This window comes from Candidatus Poribacteria bacterium (genome assembly GCA_026706025.1).
Lineage (GTDB): Bacteria > Poribacteria > WGA-4E > WGA-4E > WGA-3G > WGA-3G.
On the sequence record JAPOZO010000021.1, the window covers coordinates 22,365 to 45,759 of the forward strand.

21 protein-coding genes and 1 pseudogene are annotated in these 23,395 nt (G+C 47.6%); 18 read left to right on the forward strand and 4 right to left on the reverse strand.

The genetic code is table 11. From position 1 onward, the window contains the following. The first annotated feature begins 3 nt into the window (after nt 1-3). From OXH00_04755 to OXH00_04785, 7 genes and pseudogenes are all read left to right on the forward strand, one after another. A complete protein-coding gene (locus OXH00_04755; GenBank protein ID MCY3740309.1) occupies nt 4-669 on the forward strand; it encodes a TIR domain-containing protein in 666 nt (221 codons plus the stop codon). Between the two features lie 475 nt (nt 670-1,144). Continuing rightward, nucleotides 1,145-1,636 carry a TIR domain-containing protein gene (locus OXH00_04760; protein MCY3740310.1) on the forward strand — a complete coding sequence of 164 codons (492 nt, stop codon included), beginning with the start codon at nt 1,145-1,147 and terminating at the stop codon, nt 1,634-1,636. A 359-nt stretch (nt 1,637-1,995) separates the two neighbouring features. Then, on the forward strand, nt 1,996-2,769 hold the full coding sequence (locus OXH00_04765; protein ID MCY3740311.1) for an FRG domain-containing protein: 774 nt from the start codon (nt 1,996-1,998) through the stop codon (nt 2,767-2,769). Between the two features lie 11 nt (nt 2,770-2,780). After that, a complete protein-coding gene (locus OXH00_04770; GenBank protein ID MCY3740312.1) occupies nt 2,781-4,043 on the forward strand; it encodes a tetratricopeptide repeat protein in 1,263 nt (420 codons plus the stop codon). Nucleotides 4,044-4,240: 197 nt separating this feature from the next. Continuing rightward, nucleotides 4,241-5,044 (forward strand): tetratricopeptide repeat protein, encoded by an 804-nt coding sequence (locus tag OXH00_04775; GenBank protein MCY3740313.1) that lies wholly within the window; start codon nt 4,241-4,243, stop codon nt 5,042-5,044. 264 nt (nt 5,045-5,308) lie between these two features. Further along, nucleotides 5,309-5,512 (forward strand): annotated as a pseudogene (locus OXH00_04780) (DUF433 domain-containing protein). A 22-nt stretch (nt 5,513-5,534) separates the two neighbouring features. Then, nucleotides 5,535-5,867, forward strand: a complete 333-nt coding sequence (locus OXH00_04785; GenBank protein ID MCY3740314.1) for a DUF5615 family PIN-like protein — start codon at nt 5,535-5,537, stop codon at nt 5,865-5,867. Between the two features lie 359 nt (nt 5,868-6,226). On the opposite strand, the gene OXH00_04790 is transcribed toward OXH00_04785, so the two are convergent. From OXH00_04790 to OXH00_04800, 3 genes are all read right to left on the reverse strand, one after another. Beyond that, nucleotides 6,227-6,733 (reverse strand): FxLYD domain-containing protein, encoded by a 507-nt coding sequence (locus OXH00_04790; protein MCY3740315.1) that lies wholly within the window; start codon nt 6,731-6,733, stop codon nt 6,227-6,229. Between the two features lie 533 nt (nt 6,734-7,266). Continuing rightward, nucleotides 7,267-7,797: an FxLYD domain-containing protein gene (locus OXH00_04795; protein ID MCY3740316.1), complete on the reverse strand. Its 531-nt coding sequence runs from the start codon at nt 7,795-7,797 to the stop codon at nt 7,267-7,269. A gap of 158 nt (nt 7,798-7,955) precedes the next feature. Then, the gene (locus OXH00_04800; protein ID MCY3740317.1) at nt 7,956-8,465 is read right to left on the reverse strand and encodes an FxLYD domain-containing protein; all 510 of its coding nucleotides are present in this window, start codon (nt 8,463-8,465) and stop codon (nt 7,956-7,958) included. Nucleotides 8,466-8,937: 472 nt separating this feature from the next. On the opposite strand from OXH00_04800, the gene OXH00_04805 reads away from it, so the two are divergent. The 11 genes from OXH00_04805 to OXH00_04855 all read left to right on the forward strand — a co-directional run bounded on the left by OXH00_04805 (nt 8,938) and on the right by OXH00_04855 (nt 22,349). Further along, nucleotides 8,938-10,110, forward strand: a complete 1,173-nt coding sequence (locus OXH00_04805; protein ID MCY3740318.1) for a Gfo/Idh/MocA family oxidoreductase — start codon at nt 8,938-8,940, stop codon at nt 10,108-10,110. Between the two features lie 127 nt (nt 10,111-10,237). Continuing rightward, nucleotides 10,238-11,236 carry a sugar phosphate isomerase/epimerase gene (locus OXH00_04810; GenBank protein ID MCY3740319.1) on the forward strand — a complete coding sequence of 333 codons (999 nt, stop codon included), beginning with the start codon at nt 10,238-10,240 and terminating at the stop codon, nt 11,234-11,236. Between the two features lie 58 nt (nt 11,237-11,294). Further along, entirely contained in the window at nt 11,295-12,398 is a 1,104-nt protein-coding gene (locus OXH00_04815; protein MCY3740320.1) for an oligogalacturonate lyase family protein, read from the forward strand. A gap of 107 nt (nt 12,399-12,505) precedes the next feature. Continuing rightward, on the forward strand, nt 12,506-13,897 hold the full coding sequence (locus tag OXH00_04820; GenBank protein ID MCY3740321.1) for a beta/gamma crystallin-related protein: 1,392 nt from the start codon (nt 12,506-12,508) through the stop codon (nt 13,895-13,897). A 136-nt stretch (nt 13,898-14,033) separates the two neighbouring features. Further along, nucleotides 14,034-14,909, forward strand: coding sequence for a LamG domain-containing protein (locus tag OXH00_04825; GenBank protein ID MCY3740322.1), 876 nt, complete (start codon nt 14,034-14,036; stop codon nt 14,907-14,909). Nucleotides 14,910-15,059: 150 nt separating this feature from the next. Then, on the forward strand, nt 15,060-16,067 hold the full coding sequence (locus tag OXH00_04830) for a Gfo/Idh/MocA family oxidoreductase (protein MCY3740323.1): 1,008 nt from the start codon (nt 15,060-15,062) through the stop codon (nt 16,065-16,067). 417 nt (nt 16,068-16,484) lie between these two features. Then, complete coding sequence (locus OXH00_04835) at nt 16,485-17,423, forward strand: mannonate dehydratase (GenBank protein MCY3740324.1); 939 nt, start codon at nt 16,485-16,487, stop codon at nt 17,421-17,423. A gap of 14 nt (nt 17,424-17,437) precedes the next feature. Next, nucleotides 17,438-18,445, forward strand: coding sequence for a GNAT family N-acetyltransferase (locus tag OXH00_04840; GenBank protein ID MCY3740325.1), 1,008 nt, complete (start codon nt 17,438-17,440; stop codon nt 18,443-18,445). Between the two features lie 49 nt (nt 18,446-18,494). Continuing rightward, a complete protein-coding gene (locus tag OXH00_04845; GenBank protein MCY3740326.1) occupies nt 18,495-19,853 on the forward strand; it encodes a sulfatase in 1,359 nt (452 codons plus the stop codon). Between the two features lie 296 nt (nt 19,854-20,149). Then, entirely contained in the window at nt 20,150-20,950 is an 801-nt protein-coding gene (locus OXH00_04850) for a phytanoyl-CoA dioxygenase family protein (protein ID MCY3740327.1), read from the forward strand. Nucleotides 20,951-20,963: 13 nt separating this feature from the next. Then, nucleotides 20,964-22,349, forward strand: coding sequence for an alkaline phosphatase family protein (locus OXH00_04855; protein ID MCY3740328.1), 1,386 nt, complete (start codon nt 20,964-20,966; stop codon nt 22,347-22,349). Here OXH00_04855 and OXH00_04860 read toward each other — a convergent pair. After that, nucleotides 22,346-23,248, reverse strand: coding sequence for a P1 family peptidase (locus tag OXH00_04860; protein MCY3740329.1), 903 nt, complete (start codon nt 23,246-23,248; stop codon nt 22,346-22,348). The genes OXH00_04855 and OXH00_04860 overlap by 4 nt on opposite strands. Between the last annotated feature and the right edge of the window lie 147 nt (nt 23,249-23,395).

Here is a 23,395-nt window from a genome sequence, read left to right on the forward strand (position 1 = left end):
AAAATGGCTAGAAAAATTTTTGTTTCCTATAAACATTCTGATGATAGCGTTGAAAACCTTAACGGTGAAACAACTGCCCGTGCTTACGTTGATGAACTAATTGAACTATTTGAAGATGATGAAATCTATAAAGGGGAAGGTGATGAAGATTTAAGTGAATTCAAAGATGAAACGATTGAAACACATCTGAAAGATAAAATATACGATAGTAGTTTAACGCTTGTCCTAATTTCACCAAATATGAAAGACGAATCTGAAAATGAGTCTGACCAATGGATTCCTTGGGAAATATCATATTCTTTGAAAGAAATCACACGGAATGATCGGACAAGCCAAACCAATGGTATGTTAGCAGTCGTCTTACCGGACGAAGATTCATCATATAGTTATTTTCTTGAAGATGACACATGCTCTGCCTGCAATTGCAGAATCCTACACACGAGTACACTGTTTCAGATACTACGCGATAATATGTTTAATATCAAGGAACCAACATATAGTGATTGCCCTAAACATCTACCCCAGACTGTATACGAAGGTCATTCTTCTTATATTTATTCAGTTAAATGGTGCGATTTTATCGGGGATACGGATAAATACCTTGATACAGCGGAAGAAATAAGAGATAACAAAGATGATTATGACATCACAAAAATAGTGAAAGATTAAGCTATAATCGGATATACCTGCCCTTGACGAAGGACGGTAAATTGATGAATAACGCGGAGAGAATCGCGAAGCATTTGGAAATGACCCAGTCTGTTATAGACCGTATCGGAAGGAACAGTTTTCAGTTAAAAGGCTGGAGTATGACAATCCTTGTTGCAGCAAAGGTTCTAATTACGAGAACTGATCTACCAAGTCCATTTTTGATCCTAGCACTTATTTTTCCCATCATAGGATTTTGGTTACTTGATGGATACTTTATCAGACAGGAGCGGTTGCTTCGACACATATATGATGAGGTCAGAAATCAATCTGATACTAACTTTGAGATGGATATTAACAAGCACACGAACAAATCGAACTGTAGGTGGAGATCCATTTTTTCTTCAATTGTACTTGGTATTTTTTATGGTGTAGAGGCAATCTTTACCATTGTTGTATTTATAATAACTTATTTCTGTTAAATTTTGGAGGTAGTATGCGACACGTATTTTTTAGTTTTGATTGGGATGATGTCTGGCGCGTCAACCAAGTCCGACACAGTTGGGTCGCAAAGGGAAGTTATACTGCAGCGGGTTTTGTTGACAGTGCCCAAATTGAAACGCTGAAAAGAAATACTGATCTTGCCATCAAACGATGGATAGGTAAGCAGATGGATGGTACATCTGTGACTTGTGTCTTGATTGGCAGTCAAACTGCTAATAGCAGATGGGTAAAATACGAAATTGAGCAAAGCATTGAAAAGGGAAATGGGTTGCTTGGTGTGTATATCCATAATGTAAAAGATAGGCACGGTTGGACATCTACTAAGGGAGCAAGCCCTTTCAGGCAACCCCCATTTAACCTTACACCTACCACCAACACTAATTTGGTTTATCCTTGTTGCTCATATTACGATTGGGTCAATGACAATGGGCGTGACAACCTTGGCAGTTGGATAGAAAAAGCTGCTCAGCAGGCTGGTAGATAGCACATCCCGCTGTTTTTAATCCGCGTCCTCCGTGTCCTCCGCGAAAATCCGCGATTCAGACGAACCCACAATGCAGCCCTCCAATGCTTATTCCGTTCAAGCCGCGTAATCAACCATTGATCTTGTTTCGTGAAAGTAAATTTTGGATGCACAAAGAACAAAATCCGCGTCATCCGCGATTCAGAAAAGGCGCAACGAATTGCGCAACTACAAACAGAAACACTCTTAAAATCCGCGTAATCTATTCAGTCCGTGGTAATCTGCGATTCGTATAAAATAGCAATTGACAAACACACCCCTAAATTGTATAATCTGATTAAGGATTGTGGTTGAAGGAACATAGAATCAAGAAATATCGCATGAACACACCGGTAGAAATATCCAGTTTAGCAGACTACATCAACCAAATAGACACGATAACCGATCCCGAAAAAAGCTACCTCTATCGTGGTCAGGAAAACGAGACATGGCGTATAACTAGTAGTGCCTATCGTCGCTTGGTAAGCAGTTCCGAGGATTTGGGACGGGAAGACGATCTTCTGCCTTATCCGTTGCGCGATTTGTACCAAAATTATCTCCTTGAAATTATTGATGAGATTAAACTGAGGTATCCATCTACATATAGAGACCTGTCCGCTTTAGAGTGCATGGCGCATTTACAGCATAATCGTGTTGCTACAGGCCTAATTGATTTTACCTTTGCTCCGTTAGTCGCTCTCTGGTTCGCGTGCACTAGTGAGAACATAAATGGCAAGGTTATTGTGCTGGAAAACAATAGTGAGAAAATTGAAGAGATAACAACTATTGAACAGCTTCAACAGGATTTGGCAGTATTTTTTCCGATTGATCAAGAAGATTGGTATCTATGGTCTCCGACGCTGGACAGTCAAATAGTGGAAACCCAACGGTTGATTATGCAGCAATCGGTGTTCCTATTCGGCTTACCGGAAATAGATACAGAAATGATCACACAAGAAATTACAATCCGTAGCGGTGACAAAGCAGATATCAAAACGGCGTTAGAAAAAATGGGAATCTCGGAAAAAACCTTATTTTCCGACTTACTCGGTTTTTTTGAAAGAAATAATGCTACACAACCTTATAACTTATCAGTTGACGCACTTGACTCCTGAGGGACACTGTTATGAACAACAAATTAACTGATAGGGACGACCTTTTTTCCAAACATTCGCGACGCGGGAACCAGAGGCTGTTCGCGAGAAAATACGACGAAGCCATTGAAGAATACAGTAGGGCAATAGAACTGAAACCCGATTACGCCCCTATCTATAGTATACGCGGCTACGCTTATCGCATCAAAGGTGATTTTGAATCTGCCATCAAAGACTATAATAAACTAATACAACTCAGGCCCGATAATGCTGATGCCTATTGTGATCGCGGGATCGCCTACAGCAAAAAAAGTGAATTTGCGCGTGCCCTTCAGGACTTCAGAAAGGCGATAAAAATTAAACCAAATTTCGCCGATGCCTATAACGGTCGTGGCTTGACATACCATCAGATGAATCAAGTAGACCAAGCCCTTCGAGACTTCGACAAAGCAATAGAACTCAGACCCGATTTTGCCAAGGCGTATAACAATCGCAGCTCGGTTTACAAAGATAAAGGTGATATTGATAAAGCACTTGAGGACACGAGTAAGGCAATAGAATTCCAGCCTAATTTGGCGTATGCCTATAATAATCGTGGAAACGCTTACGTTATGAAAGGGATAACAAGTCTCGCTATTAAGGACTTTAACAAAGCGATACGCCTAAATCCTGAACTTGCCGAAGCCTATTGCAATCGCGGCGTTGCTTATGAAAATAGTGGTGAACTTGAATGTGCCATCCAAGACTATACAAAAGCGATAGAACTTCAACCTGATTATGCAGTAGCGTATAACAATCGCGGAGTGGTTCAGAATAAAAAAGATGAGATTGATCTTGCCATTAAAGACTTTGATGCGGCGATACAAATCAAATCAGACTTCGCTGACGCGTACGGTAGTCGTGGTTACGCTTATTATGCCAAAGGCGAATTTGACCGAGCTATTGTAGACTACAACAAAGCAATAGAACTCAAGCCAAACTTTGCCGAAGCATATAATAATCGTGGTCTTGTTTACTTAGTTGAAGGTGAGCTGGAACTTGCCATCGACGACATGGGCAAAGCGATTGAATCTAATCCTGATTATGCCGAAGCATATTACAATCGCGGCGTGGTATGGTCAAGGCTGCAGCAGTGGGAAAATGCAAGATTGGACCTGACTGTTGCGAATATCATAGGAAAAAACAGTATCAACGCATTCCACCATATTAACAGAAACATCGTAAATCTTGAAGGGAGCCCCGATGTCAACCCGCCAGAAGACATCGCTGCAATGCTAACTCCCTTGCAGACATAGCAGGAAAACAAAAAACCGCCCGCTCAGCAAATAACTTGATGTTACAGAGTGACAATCCGCGTTCTCCGCGTTCTCCGTGATAATCCGCGATTCAGACAAAAGAGGAATATAGAAGGTTTCAGAGTCGGAACGCAGCCGAAGGAGGAGGTCTTCCAAATCGCTCCATCTCAACCGAGCGACAAAAAGGAGATGTAAACATGCAGGCACAAGCAGAACAGACACCTTACGATATCACCATTGAACGTTTTAGCAAAGCAATTGATCGGCGACCCACTTTTGCCGAAGGCTATAACTATCGAGGCATCGCTTACGGTAATAAAGGTGAAATTGACCGCGCTATTGAAAATTTTAACACAGCCATTAGGCGCAAGGAGAACTATGCTGAGGCATACAGCAATCGCGGCGCAGTTTATCGCATGAAAGGTGATTATGATCGTGCTTTTGAAGATTGCAATACAGCCATAAGACTTGACCCAAATTTGCCAGAAGCCTATAACAATCGAGGGATAGTTTATAAACGCAAAGGGGAAATAAATCAAGCTCTTGAAGATTATACCAAAGCGATAGAACTCGATCCGGGTTTTGCTTATCCTTATTACAATCGTGGTATTATTTACTACGAAACAGAGAAATATGATCTCGCAATTATAGATTATACCAAAGCAATAGAACTGAGACCCGACCTTGTCGATCCTTATAACAATCGAGGGAATGTTTACACTAAAAAAGGTGATTATGAACGTGCCATTAAAGATTACGACGCTGCGATAGAACGCAACACTGATTTAGCAGAACCATACTACAATCGCGGTATGATATTTGTACGCTTGCAGAAATGGGAAAAAGCCAAAGAGGATCTTACAACTGCCAGAAACAAACAAGAAAATATCATCATTGAACAGTTTCGCAAAGAATACGAAAATGTTGCCGACTTTGAACAGAAATACAATGTCAAACTACCAAAGGACATCACCGCCCTTCTAACCCCCGCGCAGGCATAGCAGTCCAACAAAAAACTGTCCGCTTAGCAAACCACTTGATGTTACAGAGTGCCAATCCGCGTCTTCCGCGTCCTCCGTGCTAATCCGCGATTTGCGGCGTACTCGACCAAATGCGATCTGCATTCAGACAACAGAGAAATCCATTATCTTCACAAAAACACGCATCCCAAACCCTGCCAATTAGAAATTTCCTACTGAAACAATTGCTAATCAACACAAGTTGTGATATACTTTCTTAACCATTTATAGAAAGAGGTGAATACCATGAACGACTATAGAAATATTATTACCATTGAACCGGGGAAACGCAGCGGACAGCCGTGTATTCGGGGCATGCGGATTACCGTTTACGATGTCTTTGAATACCTGGCATCGGGTATGACAGTCGCGGAAGTGCTTCACGATTTTCCCGAGTTGACCGAGACAGATATTCGCGCCTGTTTTGCTTACGCTGCGGACAAAGAAAAATCGCAGATGGTCGTTTACACAGATGAAACTTCTATTCGATCAGAACCTATCCGACCAACTGGTGACACTACTGGCGGACCTGTTTCCTAATTCTATCCATGTCAAAACAATAGGGTTAAATACGGCAGCGGATACCGAGTTATGGGATTACGCCCGTGATAACGACTATCTCATCGTTTCAAAAGATACAGACTTTAGGAATAGGAGCGTTATTCACGGTTACCCGCCAAAAGTGATTTGGATCAGGATAGGGAATTGTTCGACAAGTGCTGTCGAATACAATTTGAGAAAGCATTTCGCTGATATTAAAGAATTTGCGAGGGACGTAAATGCCGGATTATTTATCTTGTGGTAATTTTGAATAGGACTTACGCATTTCGTCTTAAAGTCCCCCTACCCCCCTGATAAGGGTGGATATGGGGGGTGTTTCTTCTAAGGGATTTAGGGGGTTTAAAGGGAACCCAATTACCGCTTTTTGCGTCCTAAATACCTGATATTCGCTCAATTTGCGTAAGTCCTGTTGAATTAAACACCATAGGTGTCAATTTAAGAAAAAATAACCGTCGCGACCTCCAGGCCGGTAGGTTCGGTTTTGCGGTGTACTCACCCAAATTTGGTTTCCCACACGCGGAGACCAAATTTTGCTTCGCAGTGAGAATGCTTTACATTGGCGATCTGCATTCCTAACCGAACCGAATTTCCTTGTAGAAGCCTTTAGTTGTGTTCACCTTTACCTTCTTGGGCATGTTCACCACGCTCTTCTCCATGACCATGCTCACCCTCGCTTTCCCGGCCATGCTCACCATTTTCTTCCCCATGGCTATGTTCACCCTCGCCGACTTCCGGATGTGCAGTCCATCCGTCGAAGTTCGTGCTTGTCGCAGTGAGTAATATCTCTCTCTTTTCGCCGGGAGCAAGGTCACCCGGGACTGTTGGGCCTAACTCTTTTCCATTTGATAAGTGGACTTCAACTCGAACCTGCTTCAAGGTTTCGTCTGTGGTATTTTCGACCGTGCCTTTGAAGGCATTACTTTGGGCATCGTACGTTAAAATGAGTCGGGCACCGTTACGAACCTTATCGTATTGCGCGTCCAATGCGAATTCAACATTAGATTCTTCACCGCCACTGTCAATGGGCACCTCTTTCTTTTTTGAACACCCACTTATACTAACCATCAATATGATAGTACTTGCTGCAAGAACGCCATAAATCGGATTCATGAATGTACCTCTTTGTGTAAAGATAGGAATTGCAAACGTTATTTTTTTTTACTAAAGTTTGGACAATTCTCGTCTGATGGTCTGCGTTTTCAAAGGTCTATCTATTTTTTTATCAGTTTCCCTCATTCACGGCGCTCGTAGAAAAAACAGACGCTTTTCTGCTGATTGGGGGATTTAGTCTGGGAATAGACTAAATCCATTCCTTGTATTACATTCCCAACCCCTACGACTCTGTGTTCTTCGTAGGGGGCGGGTCTCCCGCCCCGCTCTAAAATTGTCCAAAACTTAGTTTTTATAGTGAAGCCCATAAATAAGCGGGCATCTTTGTAGCATAGGAAACCGTTGGTCTCCTGTGCCAGTCTGAATGCCTGTTATAGGTATTCAGACTGTTTGAGAGTGCCCAATTAATTAGAGGTTTTACTATAACGGCACATTAGGGGTTGGTAGATGCATCTACGAAAAAGGGAGCAATAGGTGTATTGCTCCCTTGACAGAGTCTCCTCTGAAATTGTATCAGCACTGAAGTGCTTGGCTTAATTACCGCCGCCTTCAGCACCTTCGCCGCCTTGGCCGCCATGCTCGCCGCCGCCTTCGGCACCACCTTCAGCACCGCTTTCGGCACCACCTTCGCCGCCGCCAGCACTTCTGGGACCGACTTCGGGGTGTGCTACCCACTCGGTAAAGGATTGGCTCATGACTGGTAGTGTGATGGCGTGCGATTCACCGGACATAAGGTCAACATCCGGTGTTGGACCGAGTTCATCGACGGTGACCATACCGTCATATAAATGAACTTCAACGCGAACTTGCGTTAAAATCGCATTGGTCGTATTTGTAACAGTGCCTGTAAAGGCATCGGTCACTGCATCATAGGATATAATCAGATGCGCACCGTTTCGGACATTGTCATAAGTATCGGTAATAGCGAGTCGGACTGCCGACTCTTCGTCATCTGCTACTGGCATCATAGGGATTGTCTGCTGCGTTGTCCGTTCACAACCGATAAGCGTCGCCGCCATCAGTATGGCGACCAGTAGCGTGAGGGTTCCAAAATTGCGTTTCATGAGTAGGTTCCTCTCTAAAAGCATGAATTGTCTGGATTGGTATGAATCGATGAAAAATAAAATGTAACTTACTATCGTTTGCCCTATAGCCAAGCGAGCGATTTGGTATATTGCTCGCCTGGAGGCATCCGCTAACATCGTCCGCTGAAGTGGTTGGCTTAACCACCGCCAGCCCCTTCGCCACCTGGGCCATGTTCATGCCCGCCGCCTTCAGCACCTTCACCACCACTGCCAGTGCTAGGGCCGACTTCGGGGTGTGCTACCCACTCGGTAAAGGATAGGCCCCCGACCGGAAGTGTGACATCGTGCGATTCGCCCGGCGCAAGGTCAACGTTCGGTGTTGGACCGAGTTCATCAACAGTGACCGTACCGTCATATAAATGAACTTCAACGCGAACTTGCGTTAAAATCGCATTGGTCGTATTTGTAACAGTGCCTGTAAAGGCATCGGTCCCCGCATTATAGGATATAACCAGACGGGCACCGTTTCGGACATTGTCGTATGTATCGGTAAGACCGTAGCGGACTGACGACTCTTCGTCACTTGCGCCAGCAGCGATTGGATTTTCTGTAGCGGGAGTTTCTTCATCATTTGAACATCCGGTAATACCGGCTATCAATATCAGCGTAAAAGCGATTGCTGTGAGAATTCTCAAATGGCTATTCATGATATGCTTCCTTTTTTCTAACTTACGCACATCCTTCGTATTTGTGGACGAAGTTTGAAATTTTAAATCGGTTTGAGGTGTGTTCCAATTAGGTGTGAAAATGATAATGCTGCAACCTTCACGTGATTGCTTTTATCCGTTTAACTATAACTTGCTAAATTTTGTTTACATTACCTTTATAAATTATACTAAAGTTCGGGTAATTCTAATTTCCCCAGGCCCGGTAAGTGCGGTTTTGCGGTGTACTCACCTACCCCTGCCCCCTGATAAGGGGGGATAAAGGGGCCTGTTTTTGCTTGGGTATTTCTGCGGATTCCTTGTCGCTCGCGATACCACCGCGAAAATGATGAAAAAAACCGACAATTGAATGCCTCTGGGAAACGAAAACAAACGCTTGAAAAAAATCATCAAATGTGGAATAATATAAAGTGGGACTAAAACATCTTATTTTCAAAAGGAGAAAATACGCAAGATGCCACTGGATAGGAAAATACGTTATGGCATGGTAGGTGGCGGACCGGATGCGTTCATCGGTGCCGTCCATCGTAAAGCTGCGGCTCTTGACGGAGAAATTGATCTCGTCGCTGGCGCGTTCTCATCATCACCCGAAAAGTCGCGTCAACAAGGGAGCGAACTCTTTCTCGACGCAAACCGAGTCTACGGCTCTTATAAAGAAATGGCGGAAAAGGAGAGTCAACTGCCCGAAGGCGAACGTATCGATTTCGTCTCAATCGTGACACCGAATCACGTCCATTTTGATGTCGCCAAAACCTTTATTGAAGCCGGGTTCCACGTCGTCTGCGATAAACCGATGACGACAACGGTTGCCGATGCCGAGACACTCTGTAGCCTCGTCAAACAGCACGATGTTGTCTTCGCACTCACACACAACTACACGGGATACCCGATGGTGAAGCAGGCACGCGAACTCGTGAAAGCGGGGAAACTCGGAACGCTTCGGAAAATCGTTGTAGAATACCCACAAGGTTGGCTCGCCACATTCTTGGAAGACGAAGGCGCGAAACAAGCCGTCTGGCGCACTGATCCTAAGCAGGCAGGCGCGTCCTCGTGTATCGGGGACATCGGTTCACACGCCGAGAACTTAGCACACTATATCACGGGACTGGAAATCGAAGAAATCTGTGCAGACATGACGACTTTTGTAGAGGGACGGCTCTTAGAAGATGACGGGAATTTATTAGTCCATTATCAAAATGGGGTCCGCGGTGTCCTGTACGCATCACAGATTTCTGTAGGTGAAGAGAACAACTTACGCATCCGCGTTTACGGCACCGATGCCTCACTCGAATGGCACCAAGAGAACCCGAATTATCTCTCCGTCCGTTTCCCAGACGGTCCCGAGCAAGTTTACAAACGCGGCAACGACTATTTGGCAGAGGTTGTCCAGCACAACTCACGGATACCTTTCGGACATCCAGAGGCTTTTATTGAGGCATTCGCAAATATCTATGTCAACGCCGCACGCACCATCGCTGCAAAAATCGCAGGCGAAACTCCGACTGAGTTTGACACGGATTTCCCGACCGTCCAAGATGGAGCCCGCGGTGTGCATTTCATCAACGCGGCTGTAGAAAGCGGCAAACAACGTGCATGGATTGACGCGAGTTACACACCGCCCGCGTAATTTTAGGTTGGCAGTCAGCAGTCAGGGCGTTCGCTACGCTCATTCTCAGCAGTCGGTGAGAGGTCTCTGATTAAGTCTACTGAAAACCGATAACCGACAGCCGACAGCCAGAAAAAAGGAGATTATTATGGCAAGACCTGTAACACTCTTTACAGGCCAATGGGCAGATTTAACACTCGAAGAATTAGCAGAAAAAGCAAGCAGTTGGGGCTATGACGGCTTAGAACTCGCCTGTTGGGGCGACCACTTTGAAGTCGATAAAGCACTCGCAGATGACAGTTACTGCCAAGGCAGGCACGACCTACTCGCGAAATACGGACTAAAGGTCTGGTCCATCAGCAATCACCTCGTTGGACAAGCCGTCTGTGATAATATTGATAGCCGACATCAGGGTATTTTGTCTGAGGCTATTTGGGGCGATGGCGATCCCGCAGGCGTTCAAGAACGCGCAGCGGAAGAGATGAAAAACACCGCACGCGCCGCCGCGAAACTCGGTGTAAGCGTCGTCAACGGTTTCACTGGCAGTTCGATCTGGCATCTCCTCTACTCTTTTCCACCCACCGCGCCAGAGCAGATTGATGCCGGTTTTGAAGATTTCGCCAATCGCTGGAACCCAATTTTCGATGTCTTTGACGAAGTTGGTGTTAAGTTCGGACTTGAAGTCCATCCGACTGAAATTGCCTTCGACATCGTCACTGCCGAGCGCGCAATCGAGGCAGTCAACGGCAGAGAAGCGTTTGGATTCAACTACGATCCGAGTCATCTCGGTTATCAGGGCGTTGACTACGTCGCCTTCCTTGAACGGTTGAGCGACCGGATTTATCATGTCCACATGAAGGATGTCTGGTGGGCAGATACACCGCGGTTAGCCGGTGTATTCGGTGGACACCTGAACTTCGGCGATGCGCGAAGAAACTGGGATTTCCGATCCATCGGTCGCGGTAATATTAACTTTGAAGAAATCATCCGGGCACTGAACAACATGGGATATGACGGTCCACTTTCCATTGAATGGGAAGACAGCGGTATGGATCGAGAACACGGTGCCAGTGAATCTTGTGGGGCTGTCAAAGGCTACGACTTTGAACCCTCCGCTGTGGCGTTTGATGCTGCCTTTGAAGAATAGGACCTTTACACACCGTTTCGGCGGGCATTTATGTCCGCCGACTTTATAGGATATACGCATGGCGAAAGGCACAGTCCGCCCTTCGGAATCTCGAACTTTTTATGACCGAGGCACAGGGACACGTATCAGGCAGGTCACGACCGCGTCCGCGCATCATCATCACCCCTTCTTTATCATACCTGCGTATGATGACGCGATGCAGCGGCTGATTTTTGTCTCTAACCGAACCGGGGCACCGCAAATATTCGCAGAAGAACGGGCTACCGGTGAACTGCGCCAATTGACAGACAGATCTGACCTCGCAGAATCGGAATGGTCTGTGCATCCATCACATAATGGTCAGGCAGTCTTTTTCACCGCTGGTACAAGTGGATGGCGACTCGATCTGGAGACCTTGGAGGAACGAGAACTCGTGAACTTCACGGCGACAGCAATGAAAGAAAAAGGCATGGTCGCTGCCGCTATGGGAACAACCGCGCTCAGTCACGACGATCAGTGGTGGGCAATCAGATTTAAAATCGGGAAGGCATCTGCCCTCGCTATCGTAGATACAGACACCGGCGAGCACGACATCATCTTGCAAAGGGACAGTATTGCGCACCTTCAATTCTGCCCTGATGATGCTAATTTGCTCTATTACGCAGGGCCTCTCACCGACCGTGTGTGGGTAATTCATCGTGATGGCAGTGCCAATCGTCGTCTCTACGCACGGAATGTCGAAAAGAATGAGTGGATTACACACGAAACTTGGATTCCGGGAACCCGTGAACTCGCTTTTGTCGATTGGCCCCGAGGGGTCAGGTGTATCAATGTTGACACGGGAGCAGAACGACAGGTGACGACCTTCAACGCTTGGCACGCTATTAGCAATCCCGCTGGCACACGTATGGTCGCAGATACGAACTTCCCGGACATTGGTATCCAGATTTTCGATGTGCTTGATGGGATCGGCGAACCGCAGACTTTATGTTACCCCGGGGCTTCGTCTCTCGGTGAACATTGGAACGGACCCTTCCCTTATGAAAACGGCCCTGTTCAGGTGTATGCCCCTCAACATACACATCCACATCCATCTTTCAGTCCCGACGGACAACATGTCGTATTCACATCTGATCGAAGCGGGTATGCCCAAATTTATGAGGCAACCATCAATAACACATAAACAAGAGTTTGGAAACCTTGATAGCAAAGAAACAGTATTAAAATGAAACTCTCTTTTACTGAAAACTGAAAACCGATAACTGATAACTCACAAAAAAGGAGAAAAAAATGCCAGTCGTCGTACCGCGCCTCATTGTTGAAATATTCCAACATACAAACTTCCGAGGTAGAATGGGTTATGTTGTGGAACCCGTTCCATTTACGGCACACATCGGATTTCAAGACAATATCTCTTCGCTTCGGGTCTATAAGGGGCCAAATTTCTCATCAAATCCGAACTATAAGGTAATCCTTCACCAACATCGGGACTTCCGCGGTAAAAGGTTGGCACTCGGTCCCGGGTTTTATCCGAACCTGCATGATACCGCTTTCAACTTCGCGGACAGAATCTCATCAATCAATTTCGGGTCATCCTTAGATGTCGCTGGACCTGAGTGGGGTACGATCCCACTGATTGTTGACTGTTATGAGCACGTCGAATTCCGCGGAAAAAAAATCACTATCCTCCGTGACATCGCTAATCTGCGGGATCCGCAAGGTGGAACATGGTTTGAAGACAGAATTTCATCGATCCGTATCTTTAAAGGACCCGATTTCCCACGGGACGGCGCGGAGGTCGTCTTTTACGAACACCCAGAGTTTGAGGGAGCCAGCATACCGATCCGTATGGAACCGAGTGAATATAAAAAAGAGTTGCCGAACCTCCATCTACTCCCTCAAAACTTCGGAGATTCTATCTCCGCCATCAAGATTGAGGGCTGGGCATCCTCTGGTGAGTTCACTGAACTCGTGTTTGAAGATGAGTTTATTGGCAATCGTATGCGGCCAGAGTGGCGATGGGAAGACCCGCAAGGCGGAGGGGCGTGGGCAGAACGGCAAGGCTACCTGGAAATGCGGACCGACCCCGGGCAAGACCTTTGGCACGGAAATGGGAGTGGTGGTGATATGAGCGCGCCACGCCTCCTTATGAGAGTACCTGGAGACTTCGCCATTGAAACACGTATGCGAATTACACCACAGCTCAGAGAACACGGCGGTTTATTGGTTTGGAAAAACGCTAACCGATTCCTACGGCTTGAAAAAACCTCAGGACCGCACGCCTTCAGAGGCGATGTCCGATTTGAACGGCACGTCGGGCGTTCTTTTAATCTACGCGGGCGCGGTGCCGGACTTAGAAACGTCCGGGAATTGTTCCTACGTTTGGAACGTCGAGGGAATCAATTCTCATCTTTCGCGAGTGCAGATGGTATCCAGTGGAAAAGCTGCGGGCAAACCAATGTCGGTATGGGAGAAGCAGCCGATGTTGGCTTACATGCATTGTGTCCCGGAAACATTCCACCAACCTTAACCCGTTTCGACTATTTCCGTGTATTCAAGCGGAGAAGCGAAGTCGCCGAATACCGTCCCGTTATTGCCGAACAGACCGGTCAGATATCTGATGAAGAACGCGAACGCCGAGACGCTGACAGACGTGAGCGTGCTATGCGCGACATGTTTTAAGACCTGACCGCGCTTCTTTTGCTGTAGTGTGATGTGCTTGTGTGTTGTATCATTGTGAATTGAAGTTGTAATAGGAAACTGGCGGTTTCCATCCTCGGTTTCCTTACACCATGTTATCAGATACAAGGGGGACATTATGTACATAAAAAAGAGCGTCCATTCCGAGCAAAGATATTTTCTGAAAAACCCGCAATTCCTCACAATAATCCTTATCCTGCTTGTGATGCAAGTGTGGAGTGCACAACCTGTTAACGCACGTGTTGGGGCAGTTGAAAACGGTTTAGTCGCTTACTGGTCCTTCAACAAGGATACAGTAAAGATTAAAACAGAGGCTGCGGATGTCTTATCAGGACTTGTTGCAGCCGTACACGGTGATCCTGAACTTGCACCCGCCTCCGATTGCAAGGTCGGCGAGTGTATCCTTTTTGATGGCAGTGTTGATCGCTTCCTTGTCGAAGATTCAAAACCGCCAAAAATCGACCGAGATTGGGATGAGATTACTTTGGAATGCTGGGTCTATATCACTGCCTTGGATGACAGTTGGAACCGGATTATCTCACTCGACGATATGCCTACGAACAGTGCAGTTGCCAGCCTTTACTACGACGATGATGATAACCAGCACGGCTTTTTCGTCAGAGCAGGCGGTCAATCAACCCAGGCGGCAAAGGACAATGTTTTAGAAGATATTCCGCTTGAACAGTGGCTACATCTCGTTGGCACTTATGACGGCGCAACAGTTCACTATTATGTGAACGGAAAACAGGAGAAAAAGTACGCCATGAAGGGCGGTAAAATCACTAAAGGTGGACTTCTCCTCGGTATTGGTGACCGGTCCGATGGATGCGATTGTGATACAATCCAAGGCTATCTTGACGAGTTCCGAATTTACGATCGAGTCCTCAGCGCGGCAGAAGTTCAGAACAACATGGAAGCCACAGGACTTGATGTCAGCCCCTCGGCAAACCACTTGAGTACTACATGGGGACACATCAAAGCAAGGCGGAGATAGACAACCAAAGCGTGTAAGCCCAAGCATCGCACCGGGCTGAATATATGTTTCGGAACGTTTTTATCAACCCCCTCTAAACGAACCGCAAGGAAAATTAAAAGTAGTTTTTCTTTTCTTCATAAGTTCTAAATCGCAAGGAAAATTAAAAATATGGAAACGATTGGAGTTGGTGTTATCGGATGCGGTGGGATGGGCAGAAGCCTTGCCACCAGTGCACACGCAGTTGAGGGAATAGAGGTTATCTGCGTCAGCGATTTGCAGGAAGCCTTAGCGGAAAAACTGGCTGCAGACCTCAATGCATCCTATGTATTGGACTACCACGAACTACTCGCTGATGATCGGATTCGCGCCGTACTGATTGCGGCACCGCCATTTATGCACGCACCGATCGCTGTTGATGCCGCGAAAGCAGGGAAACACGTCTTTTCCGAAAAACCGATGGCACCAACCCTATCCGATTGCGATGCGATGATCGCTGCTGCTGAGGCAAACGGTGTTAAACTCACCATCGGTTTGGTATGTCGTTACCACGCGACACATTCCGCAGTTCGCGGAATTGTCCAAAGTGGTGAACTTGGTGCCCCGGCGTGTATGATGGTACATCGGATCGGCGGACCTTGGCGTAGTGGCGGGAGTTATGTCCCGTGGCGACTCGAACGCGCGAAATCCGGTGGAAGTCTCATGGAAATCAATGCCCACGAAATTGATTTTATGCGTTGGACCTGTGGTGACGTTACCTCTGTCTACGCTGCTGGTGGACAGTATGTGCAAGAAGAATCCGACTATCCTGATGTTGTTCTTGCGTCCTTGCAGTTCGCGAACGGCGCAATCGGTTTACTCCACTCCAGCCACATTTCCGCTATCGGTGGATATGGCGGGCGCGTTGATTGCGAAGGCGGCTCTATCTATTTCCCACAGACTTGGGGTGGGAACGCAACTATCCAGATTAAACCTTTTGAAGGCGAAGGACGACAGATCAAAATTTCAGACATTGAAGTGCCACCGCCGGTGCAAGAGGAGATTCGCGTTTTCGTAGATGCAATCCGCAACGATACACCCCCGCCGATTACAGGGTTAGACGGTCGCGCTGCGGTCGAAATCGCGCTTGCCGCATATCAATCCGTTGAGAGCGGGCAACCCGTTCCATTACCTCTTTAATGGCAAGTGGGATAAGTAGGTGTCTCTTTTGTAGAATAACCTGTTAGTTTGTTCCGCATGGCTACACATTTCATGAAACCGCTATTATAAGCCCATGGTGAAATAGAGGGTGTTTTTGCTTAAGTATTTCTTCATAGCTACGGCGGCGGGTGTGAATGCTTAACCCTCTTCATCGAACCGCAAGGAAAATTTTATTTTTCTTTGTAGACACTAAATGGCAAGCCCGTAATGTAATGGAGGGCGACTCTACAGAAAGGCATGTCAATTTGCTAATTACGCCCATTGAACCGCAAGGAAAATTTTATTTTTCTTTGTAGACACTAAATGGCAAGCCCGTAATGAAATGGAGGGCGACTCTACAGAAAGGCATGTCAATTTGCTAATCACGCTCGTTGAACCGCAAGGAAAATTAAAAATATGAAAATTTCAGTCTGGGATGGTGGACTTTCAGAGAATTATCTTAAACAAGTTACGCAACTCGGTGCGGACTGCATCGACTTTGGGAATGGTGGGGCTTTCCCCGGTGTTAACGAACAGGGTTATCCCGATTTGGACGAGCTACTGAAAATCAAAAAACGTATCCGTTCTTGGGGACTCGACATCAACCGTGTGACGCTCCCGAACATCACTGAGAAATTTATGACAGGACAACCCGACGGCGAAAAGGAACTCGAGAACACGTGTAACGCACTCCGTGTCTTCGCTGAAGCCGGTGTGCCTATCGCACGCCAACGGTTCTGGGGAGATACGTTTGACTATCTCATGACGCGCTATTCTTCTGTTCACAGAGGTGGGTATACCTCACGTGGCGAAAGCCGTGCCGCAACGAAGAATCCGCCAGACACACCGACGATGGAAGCACTTGACGAGTGGTGGAAACGTTTTATCGAGGTCTACGGCGCACTCGTCCCTATTGCCGATGAGCACGATATTAAACTCGCTATCCATCCGTCAGATGTCCCGAATCCAGACACCCCACTCGGTAGCCTCGGTTTCCACCGGGTCATTGACGCGTTCCCAAGCAAGAACGTCGGTTACCTTTACTGCTGCGGCACCCGTGCTGAAGCCGGTGGCAGCACCATCGTCCTTGATGAAATTAATAACTACGGACGGAAAGGGCGTATCTTCATGGTTCACCTGCGGAATGTCCGCGGAAGCCTCGCGACTGCTGGGGCATTTGAAGAGGTACTCCTTGACGACGGTGATATGAACGCCTTCAAAATCGTCCGAGAATTACAGAAGGTTGGATTTGACGGATGCATCAACGCCGATCACATTCCGAGATTAGAAGGCAATGTAGGATTAGCCTATTCCGTCGGTTACATCAAGGCGTTGTTCGCGGCGTTGGTCGTATAGCCTTCAAGCTGCGTATGTATACGGTAGAACCCCTTACCCCTCAAAATCAGGACAAGTGGGATGTTGTCTTTCAGCAATGCCCAAACACGACTGCCTTCCAAAGTCTCGCGTGGCGAGATGCCTTGGCGAGTGCATTCAAACAACTCACTCCGGTCTATATGCTCGTTAAGCAACAAGATGTAGTGATCGGGGGGCTGCCTGCTTTCATTTTTCAACCGATACCGGGTATCCGTTTGTGGCACTCGATGCCGTGGAATCTTTTCGGCGGTATACATCTTACAGATACCTCGCACCTAAATCGCGAAGCATTGATAACATCCATTGAAACTGCTGCAGTGGAAAAAGGGTGGTGTGAAATCCGTTGGACCTTGTCTCCAGAGCATACCACAACCTACGGCGATGTCTTCATTGAAACTGGATACGAACGGACGGATCATTTCACACATCTTTTAAAAACGAACCAAAATGTTGATGCCCTCTGGTACGCCTACAACAAAAGGGTGCGTGGTGCCGTTCGGAAGGCGGAAAAATCTGGGGTAGAGGTTACGGATACAGATAGTGAAGAGGCGTTATCTACATTTTACGATATGTATCTCATGACTGTCAAACGGTTAGCCGGCACGCCGAAACCGAGAGTACTCATGCAGACGCTCCTCCAGCGGAAAATAGCCAAACTTGCCATCGCTACATATCGGGACACAATCATCGCCGGACTCCTCTACCTACATTTCAATCGGACGGTGACGTTGTGGTGTGAGGCTTCTGTGCCAGCATTCCTGAAATACCGTCCCAACAATGCGATTTTCCACTATATCATCAGACAAGCGTGTCATGAAGAATACGAATGGGTCGATTTTGGCGCGTCACCGCCGGAGAACGCAGGGTTAATTGCGCACAAAGAGCAGTATCGAGCAACCCAAACAGATTTCGCCAGTTATACAAAGGTCATTTCACCCTTCAAAAGGGCGTTGTGGACCCAAAGCGAAGGCGCACTCCGTCAAATTTATACCTGGATGCAGTAGCGAATTCTTAAAGTCCCCCTGATAAGGGGGATTTAGGGGGTTCAGAAATATGGAAACCACTCGTAAACCCAATCTAATTTTTGTCTTTGGTGACCAGCACCGTCAATGTGATGTCGGGTGTGCAGGCAACCCACAAGTGCAAACACCTGCGATGGATCAACTCGCACAGGAGGGGATGTTTTTCCCGAACACCTTCACTAACGTCCCGATATGTGTGCCTGCGCGTGGATGCCTCATGACAGGCAAGTATCCTTTGAACCATAAGGCTGTTTCCAACGATCTGCCGCTTCCGTTGTCCGAAACAGGTGTAGCGGAGGTCTTTAGGGATGCTGGCTACGCAACTGGTTACATCGGTAAATGGCATCTCGGTGGGATGCCGAGAGATAAGTTTATCACACCTGAGATGCGCTTCGGCTTTGATCATTGGATCGGATGGAATTGCCACCATAACTATTTCAACGCGCCTTATCACGACTCTGATGGAAATCAGATGCAGATTGAAGGCTACGAACCGGATTTCCAAACCGATCAAGCGATTCAATACTGCCGCGAACACGTTGATGAACCTTTCTGCCTCTATATGAGTTGGGGACCGCCACATAATCCTTATGAACACGTCCCTGAACGCTACAAGGAGATGTACCCGCCGGAGGAGATTCAGTTACGTCCGAATGCTGTAGACACACCCGCAACACGGAAAGACCTCTCTGGATACTACGCCCATATCACAGCGTTAGATGAAAACCTCGAACGCTTGATGCAAGCACTCGACGAACTCGGTATTGCAGACGATACCATTCTCGTTTATACATCCGATCACGGGGATATGCTCGGCAGCCACGGACACGTCCGAAAAGAACGACCATGGGAGGAATCAAGCCGTATTCCTTTTATGATCCGCTGGCCCCGCAGAATACCCGCAGGCGTTACCCGCGATACCTTGCTCAGTCTCGTTGACTTCATGCCGTCAATGCTGTCTTTATGTGACCTACCTATCCCTGATGGTGTTGAAGGTCTTGACCTCTCAAGAGCGATGTTCGGTGAAACGGTTGATGAACCAGAGTCCGTGCTGCTTGGGGTGCCTTTACACGGGAGCGAAGGTTTCCACTTCGGTATCCGCGAGTGGCGCGGTGTCCGAACACATCGCCACACTTATGCACGCCATTATGATGGCACAGGTTGGCTCCTTTACGATAACGATAACGATCCCTACCAGCTGAACAACCTCATAGACGACACCGACTCACAGGGACTTCGTGCAGAATTAGAGACGGAACTTCAGCAATGGCTAACCCGAGTAAACGATCCATTCCTACCCGGAATTGAACACATCCGACAACTCGGTCTATCTGAACTCTGGAATATCAGTGAGCAGCGATTCGGCGGTGGAAAACCCCGCTGGGCATAATTTCGATTATGCTGATGGGTATTGGCTTGTAGGAGCGAGTGTTTTTGCTTGGGGTATTTGATAGGGTGTTTCTGCGGATTTCTGCGGATTTCTTGTCGCTCGCGATCTTGATGTCATAAACTATTACCGAAATATCTACGTGTTTTATGCTTTACCACGAAGCTAATACCATTTTTGTTAATAAACCTCTTTATGTAGGATAAACTGTTAGTTTGTTCCGCAGTGCTACGCATTTCGCGAAGACCGGTAATGTGATAACATTATTGGTAAATGGTATAACATAGGAGACTCAACCTATGACTGATGAAGAAAAATTTCGATTTGACTTAAGTGGATTCCTCGTGCGTCCCGCGATCCTTGAGCGCGACGAAGTAGAGGCAATCGTTGAGCAGATTGACCGGATACATCATAACAAAGAATCCTTACCGCCGGAACACCGTGCTGTACCGGGTGGTCCCGCGAGCGTGCTGATTGATCACCCCAAAGTCCTTGATGTCCTACACGAAATCATCGGACCCGAGGTCCGGTTAGAGAGCACCTTCTCCGTCTGGCGCGAAAAAGGGCGGAGACACGGTGAACTCCACGGGGGTGGACCGAGACAGGCAGATCCGATCTTCGGGTATCGCGTCAACAACGGACAGATCCATGCTGGCATGGTGCGCGTCGTCTTTGAACTGACAGATATTTCTAAAAACGATGGAGCGACGCACTTTATAGCCGGGAGTCACAAGTCTAACTTCCCGATGCACCCTGACCACATGTCGTTAGAGGAGGGGAAGCGTAGTCCGTTCCTAATGACCTACGAATGCCCCGCTGGCAGTGCAATCTTCTTCACGGAAAACCTGTGTCACGCCGGTCCCGTATGGCAACGAGAGACACCGCGTGTGGCAGTGCTAAACGCTTATGCACATCTCGCAACACATTGGCACCGGCTACGGATTCCGCCTGCAGTGCTATCCGCTTTACCGCGTGAAAAGCAGGCGTACTTCCGGGAACCATGGGTTGCAGATTTCCGGACGCGACCGGCAACGCGAAACACAATTGAGCGGTTCCTTGACAACGACGAACCGCCTGTTAATACCGATCACAAGCCGTGATCTAAAATAAAATATGAAGAAGCGAGTACTCATTATCGGTTGGGATTGCGCAGCACCTGAACTCGTCTTTGAAGCGTTTAAAGACGACATGCCAAATACACATCGCTTGATGTCAGAAGGTACGTATGGCGGACTGGAAAGCACTATCCCGCCTATCACCGTGCCTGCCTGGATGTGCATGATGACCAGCCGCGATCCCGGTGAACTTGGTATCTATGGCTTTCGGAACCGCAAAGACTACTCCTACGATGCTTTGACGATTGCTAACGCACACGCCATAAAAGTACCAACGCTCTGGGACTTGTTAGGGCAAGTTGGAAAGAAATCGGTCGTTCTTGGAGTGCCGCTCACCTATCCCGCCAAGCCGTTCCTGGGTTGGATGGTCACCAGTTTCCTCACACCTGACCGCAATCCGCAGTGGACGTTTCCAAGGCGACTATCGCGGGAAGTTGATCAGGTCGCAAGCGACTACATGATTGACATTCCCAACTTCCGAACCGACCGGCGCGCCGAACTGGAACAACAACTTCTCAAGATGACCACCGAACGCTTTAAACTCGCACGTCATCTGATTAAGACAAAAGATTGGGATTTCTTTACGATGGTCGAAATGGGTTCTGATCGACTCCATCACGCCTTCTGGCGATTTTGGGATACAACGCATCGGGAATATGAGCCGAATTCGCCGTTCTCTGAGACGATGCGGAACTACTATCGCGTTCTCGACGCAGAACTCGGAGAGACATTAGCATGTGTAGACGAGAATACCACTGTCATAGTCGTCTCCGACCACGGGGCAAAACGGATGGACGGCGGGATTTGCGTCAACGAATGGCTCCAAAAACACGGTTACCTAACGCTTAAAACTGAACCACAAGAGATTACACGATGGACACCGGATATGGTGGATTGGCAAAAAACAAAAGCGTGGGGAGAAGGTGGATATTACGGGCGGATTTTTATAAATGTTGAAGGCAGAGAACCTCACGGAACCGTTAGCGCGGGAGATTATGAAAACGTCCGAGATGAATTAAAGGCACAACTTGAAGCCATCGTAGACGAAGACGGAAATAACATCAACACGCGGGTCTTCAAACCCGAAGCAGTCTACCGAGAATGCCGAAATATCGCACCAGATCTTATTGTCTACTTCGGCAACCTCTTTTGGCGTTCCGTAGGAAGCGTCGGATACAACAGCATCTATACCTATGAAAACGATACTGGACCTGATGATTGTAACCACGCAGAAATGGGCATTTTCATTCTCAAGTCTCCGTCTCATTCCTCTGTAGGAGCACCCTCCGGGTCGCGACAACAGAGTATATACGACATTGCCCCAACGGTACTCAATGAATTCGGCATCAACATCCCCGAAGCGATGCAAGGAAAACCAATTTAGGCAGTTACAGCGTTCACAATCGCCTCCGCGACAACTTCTGCTGCTAAGATTCCAACAGTATTTACACCGCTTCCAGTGTGTGCCCCTGTAGCGAGCGAAAAAAGCGTATCCCCATCAAACATCGTATGTGACGGTCGGACCGCACGCGCCATGCCATCGTGTGCCATCTCTGCGACTCGGTTCACCTCCGCAGGCGTAAGTGTTGCATTTGTAGCGACAACACCGATCGTCGTGTTTGTCCCCGGAACCAAATTCGCATCCAACAGCCGTTCTGTGATGTCCACAAAACTATCATCTTCTTTCCCGCCTGCGAGAATTTCACCCGTATTTGGGCACACAACATTTCCCAACGCATTGACAACTGTAATCGCGGCGACAATCAAACCCGAATCAAGATATTTACACGCCGAACCAATCCCCCCCGGAGAAGACATAACGCCAGGAGCCTTGCCGACGGTAGCACCCGTGCCAGCACCAATAGCACCCATCGCTACGGGTTCATCTGTGGCGTTAAGACACGCCTGATACCCCATCTCACAGTCAGGACGCACCTGTGCATCTCCGACACCCAAATCGAAAATCACAGCAGCCGGAACAATCGGTACGCGAACGGGACCCGCAGGAAAACCGATATTCTGTTCTTCAAGGTATTGGACGACACCCCCAGCAGCATCCAAACCGAACGCACTTCCACCGGTCAATAGCACCGCGTGGGCTTTCTGTACCAAGCGTCCCGGACGGAGTGCTTCCGTCTCGCGCGTCCCCGGTGCAGCACCGCGCACATCAACCCCTGCTGTCGCACCTGCTGGACAGAGGACAACGGTACATCCTGTCCGAGCAGTTGCGTCGGTTGCGTGGCCTACTGTAAGACCTTCTATTGCCGTGAGTGTTTGGTTCATCGATTGCATAAGCTGCATGCCGTTTTAGGTTTCTGAAGATTACTATAACAGATTCCGATTAAATCCGCTACTGGTTTGTAGTAGGGCAATTTATTGCCCGTTATACACGCTTGTCCTGGTTTGTAGTAGGGCAATTTATTGCCCGTC